Below are 9511 nucleotides of genomic sequence, written 5' to 3'. Positions count from 1 at the left end.
GATCGCGAATGGGTGAGTTTTTGCGAGAAGTTCCTGAAGCAGCCGGAACTTACACGCGCACTTGGTTTTGCCGATAATATGGAGCGCCTCAGTCACCGCGCGCAACTTGATAAGATCATTGAACGGCGGTTCTCTGAACTATCCTGCCAGGTAGCAATGCAGGAGCTTGAGGCGGCCGGACTGGCGTATGGCCGACTGAATGAAGTGGCCGATGTTTCAAAACATCCACATGTCCGCAGAGTCGAGATTGGCACGCCTGAAGGAAGCGTCGAGACGATCGCGCCGGCGGCAATTTTCAATTATGAGCAGCCCTCGCTACGCCCAGTTCCGGCTCTTGGCGCTCATACTGAGGCTGTCCGCGAGGAGGTTCTGGGGCTTTTGCGCGACAGAGCCGCGTCAGCGTGAGCGCGCGTCTGAGTATGGGGAGTGCGCTCGCGGTTTGCGAAAAGCCTGTGTACCTCGGATCATCTCAGCGCGTCGGCCATCAAGTAAGCCCACCGCCGTCACGCTCGCTAAGAATGATTGCAAAGGTGACTCCATGATGGCGGACACCCTTCCGTCAGTTGAAACCGAGATGTCTGTACCACGTTGGAGATCCCTGCTCTTCGTACCCACTCACGTACCGCGCTTTGTGGAGACGGCCCATGAGCGGGGTGCGGATGGCGTCATACTCGACCTCGAGGATTCAGTTCCCCAGGATCAGAAGGAAGAAGCACGGCGGCAGCTTCCTGGATGCGTGGCCAAGGTGGGCCGGAAAGGCGCATCTGTTTTGATCCGTGTTAATCACGGTTTGCGCGCTTTGGCGGCCGATCTTGATGCAGCAGTGATAGCGGGTGTAGACGCGCTTGTTCTTCCGAAGACGGATTCGGCAGAGTGGGTACTAGAGATCGCCAATGCAGTTACCGAACTTGAACGGGAAAGAAGCCTTCGGCCGGGACGCATCCGGTTCCTTGCCCAGATCGAGACCCCGGGCGCCTTGCAAAGGCTCGCGGCCATTGCGTCGGCGCATCCAAGGATGGTCGCGATGGCGCTCGGTCCGGAAGACTTCAGTGCCGCTGTCGGCGGCTCCCCTGAGTTCGACCTTCTGTTGGCGCCGAACCTTTCTGTTTTGTTTGCCGCCCGTGCGGCTGGCTTGCTCCCACTGGGCTTCGTAGGGAGCATCGGCGAGTTCTCCGATAGTGATAAACTTCGTGAAGCCGCGACGCGTGCGCGGCGGCTTGGCTTTGTCGGAGCCTTGGCGATCCATCCGACACAGGTAGCCATATTCAATGAGGCATTCTCGCCAAGCGCACAAGAACTCGAGTGGGCCCGTCGCGTCGTCGCTGCGGAAAACGATGACGCCACGCATGGACGAGCTGCATTCTCGTTGGACGGCAAGATGATCGATCCGCCGGTGGTGCGGCGCGCCCACGAGATCCTGGCTTTCGCCAGCAATAACCGACCCACCAATCAGCGGCCGGACAGGCGCTAGTTTCAAAGGAATACTCTTACAGTTTTGTGAAATTATTACAATTTTGTGACTTCCCTGCCATCTCATTTCGAGATAGATACGAAGACGCTGGGGATCATGCCGCGGCTGGATTTCTTCATCGTGGACATCAGGCAGTTAAGATATTTCGTCGGCGTGGTTGAAGCAGGCAGTTTTACGAAGGCCGCAGGCTTCCTCAATGTCGCCCAGAGCGCGCTGAGCCTACATGTGCGCCAACTGGAGGAAGGTTTCGGCACCCAGTTGCTGATACGCGATAGGACCGGCGTGAGTGTCACGGCGTCGGGAGCCAAACTCCTGGAGCGGGCGCGGGCGATTCTCAGGGAAATTCGGCTGACCGAAGTGGAATTGACCAACTCAGCTGCTTCCCCGGCGGGGGAGGTGACTATTGGCATTCCGTCTGGAGCTGCTCGAGTCCTAAGCGGCCCGCTGCTTGAGTCGGTAAGAAACGAACTGCCCAAAGTTTCCCTTAAGATGGTCGAGGGCATGACTGGACCGCTAGAGGAGTGGATGGCTGCTGGACGCTTCAATCTGGCAGTTCTCTACCGGACCGCGGACAGTGTGGGGCGAATGACAGTCTTGGCGCGCGAAGACCTGTGTCTGGTGGTGCCGTCAGGTGAGCCGCCTTTCGAGGAGTCGATATGTCTGGCGGACCTGCATGCGTTCCCGTTGGCGGTTCCCATGCGCAATAACAACGTCAGGCGTTCTGTGGCTGACGTCGTGGCACAACACGGTTGCGCGCTGGACGTCGAGTTTGAAGTGGACTCGCTCTCAACGATCATCAACATGGTCGTAGAGGGAAAAGCCCATTCTATTCTGGCCCCGTCCGCGGTCCAGAAAGAAGCCTGTCAAGGGCTGGTGCGAACTGTCAAGATCGTCGATCCGGTGATTACACGCTCGGTTGTGCTTGCTGTAAATCCTAAAGATGAGCGCTCCGCGGCCGTCTCCGCGGTCCGCAAGCTCATCCCCAAGGTCGCCAGAGAATTAATTGAGAGCCGGGGCTGGGCAGCCGCGGCTCCTGACGCGGCCTGACAGCCGTCGATCTACAAAACACGACCTTATTTGCCATGGGATTAGATCGATCTGGATTCCAGATGGATTTCGGCACTAATCGATATTTGACCCGCCGCGACCGTCGCGATGAAACTGGCTCAAGCGAGTTGCCGGTTTCAACGTCGAACGGCACTCGCATGGCTGGAATTCACACAAGCGGAGCACGCGATGTCCGACGCCAGGAGCCACGAGCTCTTCATCAACGGCAAATGGCGGGCCGGTGGTAGCAGAGCCACATTGCCGGTGATTAATCCGGCAACGGAGAAGGTATTTGCCTCGGTGGCCTCGGCGACGGTGTCGGATCTGGATGAGGCCCTGGCTTCGGCAGAACGCGCCCGCAAGGCTTGGTCTTCACGGCCTGCAAAAGAACGTGGCGAGATCCTGGTAGCAGCCGCAAGAATCTTGGCAACGAAGATTGAATCAGCAGCCAGGGACCTGACGGCCGAACAAGGAAAGACGATTGCCGAAGCGACAGGTGAGTACACGCGTGCCGTCGAAACGCTGGAATGGAACGGCAGGCATGCCGAAGAGCTGTCGGCCCCTATTCCGATGGGGCCGAACCGGATGATCGTCCCAGAGCCGCTCGGCGTCGTCGCTGCTTTTACGCCCTGGAACTATCCGGCCGTTCTCATCGCCCGCAAGCTCGCCCCCGCGCTGGCGGCAGGCTGCCCGGTGATCCTCAAAGGGGCTGAAGAGACACCGAGCGTGGCTGTCCATATCGTTGAATCATTGCGCCAAGCAGGCATCCCCGACGGCGTGGTCAATCTTGTCTTCGGTGTTCCGGTGCACATATCGCGGCATCTGCTCGGTTCGCCAATCGTGAAGGTGTTGACTTTCACGGGCTCCACAGCGGTTGGAAAACAGCTGGCCATGCTTGCCGCGAATAACTTGCAGCGTTGCATCCTTGAACTGGGTGGACACTCGCCAGTCATTGTATGCGAGGATGCCGACCTGGCAACGGCGATACCGGCGATTTCGGAATATAAGTTCGAGTGCGCGGGCCAGAGCTGCAATGCGCCCAGCAGGATCCTGGTCGCGCGGCCACTCTTCGAGGAATTTCTGACCCGGATGACGGAGGCGGTCCGCAAAATCAGGATCGGCCTACCAGACGACGCTGCAACTGACATGGGTCCGATGGCGAACGCGAGGCGAATCGAGTCCATGCAGCGCCTGACCAAAGATGCGGTCGAACGCGGCGCTCGCATCGAGACCGGTGGCGCCCGCCTCGACCGGCCGGGCTTTTACTGGCCGCCAACCATCCTGACGGGTGTACCGAAGGAAGCGAGCGTGCTGCACGAAGAGCCGTTCGGGCCAATTCTCACCGTCGCGCCGTTCGACACACTCGAGGAGGCGATCCAGGAAGCCAACGCCACTGAGTATGGCTTGGCAGCTTACTTCTTCACGAACACTGCTGATGTCCAACGCAAGCTGACCAACAGCCTTTCGGCAGGCGCTGTCAGTGTGAATTACCTGAAAGGGGTTTCCGCGGATGCGCCTTACGGGGGTGTCAAGCAAAGCGGCTATGGATATGAAGGCGGCGAGCAGGGGGTGCGAAGCTTTCAAATCCTCAAGATGGTAAATGGCCTCGGATCATTTGGATGAGTTTTCGTGAATAGAAGAACACGGACCATCGCCGGCAAGGACATCACAAGGAGCGTGGCAGACGCCCTTCAGTACATCTCGTACTACCACCCTCCAGATTATATCCGCTCTCTTTCGCAAGCGTATGCGCGCGAACAGAGCCCGGCGGCGAAGAACGCAATAGGGCAGATTCTGCTGAACTCCCGCATGGCGGCCTTCGGGCGGCGGCCGATCTGCCAGGACACCGGACTTGTGGTGGTCTTCGCAAAAGTCGGCATGAACGCCCGCATCAGGTCAACAGTCGGTTTCGCAGACCTCGTGAATGAGGGCGTCCGTCAGGCCTATCTCGACCCGGACAATCCCCTTCGGGCATCGATCGTTGCCGATCCGCTGGTCGGACGGGTCAACACCCGTGACAACACGCCGGCGGTCGTCCACGTTGACCTTGTACAAGGGAACCAGATCGAGATCACCATCGCCGCGAAAGGCGGCGGATCGGAGAATAAGGCACGCTTTACCACCTTGAACCCCAGCGGGTCTGTTTCCGACTGGGTGGTCGATACCGTTTCGACGCTTGGCAGTGGGTGGTGTCCGCCCGGCCTGATCTCCGTTGGCATCGGTGGTAGCGCTGAAAAGGCGATGCTGCTTGCCAAGGAAGCCATGAACGAGCCCGTCGATATAGCGGAACTGATCGCCAGGGGGGCGTCGAGCGCGGAGGAGGCACTGCGGATTGAACTTTATGAACGGATTAACGCGCTGGGCATCGGCGCTCAGGGCCTTGGTGGCCTGACGACAGTCGTCGATGTCAAGGTTGCGACCTATCCTACCCATGCGGCGTCCAAGCCCGTGGCGCTCATTCCGCAATGCGCCGCCAACCGGCACCTGAAGTTTACCTTGGATGGCTCTGGACCAGTCAGGCTGGAGCCGCCCGACTTGCGCGAATGGCCCGACATTGGAATCGACGAATTGAGTCCAGGCGGCGTTCGCCGTGTTGATCTCGATGCGCTGACGAAGGAAGAGACGGCATCGTGGCGCTGTGGTGAAACGCTCCTTCTGTCCGGAAAGATGCTGACAGGCCGTGACGCCGCCCACAAGCGAATGGTCGAGTTGATCGACGCCGGCAAGCCGCTTCCGTTCGATCTGCAGGGACGCGTTATCTACTACGTTGGACCCGTCCGCGCGGTGAGAGATGAGGTCGTCGGGCCGGCTGGCCCAACAACCTCCAGCCGTTTGGACGATTTTACGGACAAGGTGCTCACGAAAACCGGGCTTTTCGCAATGGTGGGCAAAGCGGAGAGGGGGCGGACGGCGACCGAGTCGATTGTGAGACACAAAACCCCGTATCTCATAGCAGTAGGGGGGGCTGCCTACCTGATATCAAAATCGATCAAGTCAGCGCGGCTCATTGCCTTTGAAGACCTGGGCATGGAAGCAGTCTATGAATTCGAGGTGCAGGATATGCCTGTCATCATGGCTGTCGATGTTGAGGGAAACTCCATTCACAATTCCGGGCCCCTTGAATGGCGCAAGCGCATGGCGGCGGACAGCATCGCACGCAACATTGGCGTTTGAGCCTCCGACCAAGCTCGGTTGGTTGGCGTCAATTTCATTGTCGACAACGGCTAAGAGCAGAAGGTCATGAAGTCGAAACCCAATCCTGCGCGCCTGGACGCTTGGGACTTCCGCATTCTCTCAGAGATTCAGTCAGACGGCCGGATTTCAAAAAGCGAGCTTGCAAAACGCGTTCATCTTTCGGCGTCGGCCTGCTCGGAGCGGCTCCGTGCACTTGAGGTCGCAGGGATTATTGAGGGATTTCACGCGCGACTGAGTCCGGCCCTCATCGGCGGCATGGTCTTCGTCATGGTGGAGGTCGTATTGGATCGTCATCGCCTCGAGGACCAAAGACACTTCGAGACCGCGATCCAAAAATATCCGGAAATCCTGGACTGCTGGGCTATCGGCGGGCGGATCGATTATCTAATGCGCGTCGCATCTCTGTCCATGGCTACCTATCAGGATTTCATGGAGGGACTGCTGCAGGCAGGCTTGGGAATCGATCAATATTACAGTCTTGTCGTGACCAAACCGGTGAAATCCAATTCGCCGATCCCCTTGTCCGCACTAAGGCAGCGGTGAACGCCGAAGCCTTGGTTCCACGGCGTTTTACCTCAATTCAGCGAAATCGTCGGCTAACGACGTGCATTCCCGCGAAACTCGAGCAACGTTTGCGGTATGCTATTTCTAGAGAGGCGGCTGGCCGAGTGCCCCGCCAACTTTGGCGAGGAGAGGGACCATGCGCTTGAGCAATCTGGGAACCGAGCAACTCAGAGAGAAGGATCGAAGCTTCGTCTTTCACCCGTCTACGCATCTGGCCAAGCACAGCCGCGGCGAGACCCCAAACCGGATCATGGCCGGTGCGGAGGGCGTCTACATCTGGGATACCGAAGGCCGAAAGAGCCTCGACGGTTTCGGTGGGCTCTACTGCGTCAATATGGGATATGGCTGCACGGAAATTGCCGAGGCCATTGCCACGCAAGCACACGAATTGCCGTTCGCCCATGTCTATGCAAGCCAAGGAACAGAGCCAGTCGCCCTCTTGGCAGAGGCCGTGGTCGAGTATTTTGGTCAAAACATGCGAAGGGTCTTTTTCGGCCTTTCGGGCTCCGACGCCAACGAAACCAACATCAAGCTGGTCTGGTACTACAACAACATTCTAGGCCGCCCTGAAAAGAAGAAGATCATCTCGCGACATCGCGGCTATCACGGGTCTGGGCTGGTCACTGGGAGCCTGACAGGCCTTGCCTTCTTTCATAATTTCTTCGACCTGCCGCTGGACTTGGTACGCCATACCACGACGCCGCACCACTATCGCCAGGCGCATGACGGGGAAAGTGAGCAAGCGTTCTCGAAACGCTGCGCGGATGAACTTGAAGCCCTTATCCTCGCTGAAGGCCCGGAGACCGTTGCAGCTTTTATCGGAGAGCCGGTGCTCGGGACAGGGGGCATCGTTCCGCCCCCAAAAGGATATTGGACCGCTATCCAAGGCGTGCTCGACAAGTACGATATCCTCCTCATCGCCGATGAAGTGGTCTGCGGGTTTGGACGAACCGGTGAGAAATTCGGTTCCCACCTCTATGGCATGCGTCCGGATTTCGTCACCATCGCCAAGGGTTTGAGTTCGGCCTACCTGCCCATCTCCGGATCAATCATTGGCGACCGCGTCTGGTCGGTCTTGGAACAAGGAACAGAGAAGCACGGCGCACTGGGCCATGGCTGGACATATTCAGGTCACACCCTTTGCGCTGCGGCCGCGCTGGCCAATATTCGACTCCTAAAGGAAAAAAATATCTTGGAGCATGTCCGCGATGTCGGACCGTATTGGCATGCCCGCATGAATGCCGAACTGGCGGGACACCCCATCGTCGGCGAAGTTCGTGGTGTCGGAATCCTGTCCGCCGTGGAGTTGATGCGGGATCCAAAACAAAGGATCCCGTTTGAGCCCGATCTCCAGGTCGGCGTTCGCGTTGCCGCTGCTCTGTTCGAGAACGGTGTCATCGGCCGCGCCATGCCGCACGGCGATATCCTCGGCTTTGCCCCGCCTTTGATCATCACCCGGAAGGAGATCGACATAATCGTCGACGCAACCGCGAAATCGATCGAGACGACCTATCGCGCGCTGAAGGCCGAGAATGCGATATGAACAGACGGCCGAGGGAAGCGAGCCCGGGTTCGACGCCGTCCCGGGTAACCAAGTGGTGGTCCCTGGGAGAATTTTCCCACGGACCAGACATTTGACGTCAGCTTGGCATTAGAACTGGTCGCGCATTGATGTCCCATTGGTGAAGACGGGTTGACAGCGCGTTTTACGCCGAGCCGACCGAAACTGCTAAACTTGAAGCCGTCAGATTCTAAGCATGCTTCAGACTTCGATCGCAAGCGGTAACCAAATCAGTTCTGCCGCCGCTGTCCTGTTGCCCAACGACCGGGGCGTTTGTGCGGCGCGCCCTGCCGGTGTACCTCCCCGCCGGCAGGGCGCCTTTTGTGATATTTGCGTGATTGTAGCGCGTCCGCAATCGACAGTTCGGGAAGGAGGTCATCTGCATATCCGGATGGCACATCGAGCTTCGATATTTCTATTCACCATGGCAACCGCCCACAATCGCAGCTTCGGACCCGCGGCTTTCGGCAGCCGGCGTCGAGGTCAGGCACCTCCTTTCATATGATCGAAGGTCCGGAGAGTAGTCACCGCGGTGAATTTTCTCCAGCGTCGAATCTCGGGGGCAAGTCTTCTCGCCTAAGTCCCAGGTTCAATTGATTACAACCGCAGGAGAAAATGCACCCCGTCTTCGAAACTTTGCTGAATCAGTTGTCGGCGAGCATTGATGAAGTCGACTTCCATAACGCACTGGCCAGCGCCGCCGGCGCCTTCGACATTTCCGCATTCGCCTATCTGTCTCTGGTGTCTGATCGCGTCACAAAACCCCGGCTGATATCGAACTATCATTCCGGCTGGACGTCGCACTACTTGCGCCGCCAATATGAAAAAATTGACCCGGTCATAGAATGGGCAAGATGCAGCGAATGCCCCTTTCAGTGGGGGCCGGGATTCGGCAATGCCGGCATTTCAACGCGACAGCAACAGCTTTTCGATGAGGCTGCCGAATTCGGCATCTGCTGCGGATTGACGATTCCACTTGTCGATCGCCGCGGCGGTTTCGCTGCGATGACCTTCGCGGCAGACAGGCTCAATCCGACCTTCCTGCGAACCGCCGAGCAATATGAACAGGCGCTCGAGATTATGGCGATGTGCTTTCACATCTCTGTTCGCCGCAAGCTTTCAGGTGGTCTGGCGGTGGATGGTGTTTCGCTGACGCCCCGTGAGTACGAATGCCTGCAATGGACGGCAAGGGGCAAGTCCGCCTGGGAGATCGGCTGCATCTTGGGGATCAAGGAGCGTACGGCCGCTTTCCATCTGGACAATGCCAAGAAGAAGCTCGGCGTGCGCACCAAAACTCAGGCGGTGACGCTGCTGGCCTCCTCACACTCATCGATCCTCTGAGGAACAGCCTCCCGGTATTATGGCGCAAACGCCACGGGAAATGAAACCGGGCCCGGCTTATCTTCCGGCGCATGGAACACAAGCCCGCACTTTACGTACCGACAAAGCTTCATGCCGAGATCGGCCGGAAACTACAGGCCAATCAAGTGCAACGCGAAAAGCCCATTGACGACATGAAGCATGTCGAAGCGGTGCTTCACATGCTGGAGCCCGACTTCAACGGTAAGCGATGCGCCAAGGCGCCTTCCCGAAGTCGCCTGATGCTTGTATGGCGGTCAGCCGTTAGTCGGCGCCGGCGGCGATCACTGCGGGTTATGATAACGGGTGACATA

8 protein-coding genes are annotated in these 9511 nt (G+C 58.3%); all 8 read left to right on the top strand.

Annotation, left to right across the window (positions count from 1 at the left end):
* Positions 1-405 (top strand): CoA transferase (locus RFN28_RS33955; protein ID WP_320291495.1); only part of this gene is annotated, 405 nt, incomplete at its 5' end.
* Positions 406-538: 133 nt separating this feature from the next.
* Positions 539-1471: an HpcH/HpaI aldolase/citrate lyase family protein gene (locus RFN28_RS33950; protein ID WP_320291494.1), complete on the top strand. Its 933-nt coding sequence runs from the start codon at positions 539-541 to the stop codon at positions 1469-1471.
* 120 nt (positions 1472-1591) lie between these two features.
* Entirely contained in the window at positions 1592-2518 is a 927-nt protein-coding gene (locus RFN28_RS33945; RefSeq protein ID WP_320291496.1) for a LysR family transcriptional regulator, read from the top strand.
* A 189-nt stretch (positions 2519-2707) separates the two neighbouring features.
* The gene (locus tag RFN28_RS33940; RefSeq protein WP_320291493.1) at positions 2708-4141 is read left to right on the top strand and encodes an NAD-dependent succinate-semialdehyde dehydrogenase; all 1434 of its coding nucleotides are present in this window, start codon (positions 2708-2710) and stop codon (positions 4139-4141) included.
* 6 nt (positions 4142-4147) lie between these two features.
* A complete protein-coding gene (locus RFN28_RS33935; RefSeq protein ID WP_320291492.1) occupies positions 4148-5692 on the top strand; it encodes a fumarate hydratase in 1545 nt (514 codons plus the stop codon).
* A gap of 66 nt (positions 5693-5758) precedes the next feature.
* A complete protein-coding gene (locus RFN28_RS33930) occupies positions 5759-6256 on the top strand; it encodes an Lrp/AsnC family transcriptional regulator (RefSeq protein ID WP_320291491.1) in 498 nt (165 codons plus the stop codon).
* A 157-nt stretch (positions 6257-6413) separates the two neighbouring features.
* The gene (locus tag RFN28_RS33925; protein WP_320291490.1) at positions 6414-7820 is read left to right on the top strand and encodes an aspartate aminotransferase family protein; all 1407 of its coding nucleotides are present in this window, start codon (positions 6414-6416) and stop codon (positions 7818-7820) included.
* A 633-nt stretch (positions 7821-8453) separates the two neighbouring features.
* Positions 8454-9179, top strand: a complete 726-nt coding sequence (locus RFN28_RS33920) for an autoinducer binding domain-containing protein (RefSeq protein WP_320291489.1) — start codon at positions 8454-8456, stop codon at positions 9177-9179.
* Positions 9180-9511: the final 332 nt, after the last annotated feature.

Source organism: Mesorhizobium album, assembly GCF_033977205.1.
In the GTDB taxonomy this organism is placed as follows: Bacteria; Pseudomonadota; Alphaproteobacteria; order Rhizobiales; family Rhizobiaceae; genus Mesorhizobium; species Mesorhizobium album.
Note: the sequence above shows the minus strand (reverse complement) of the source record. Positions and strands in the feature narration are given on the sequence as shown.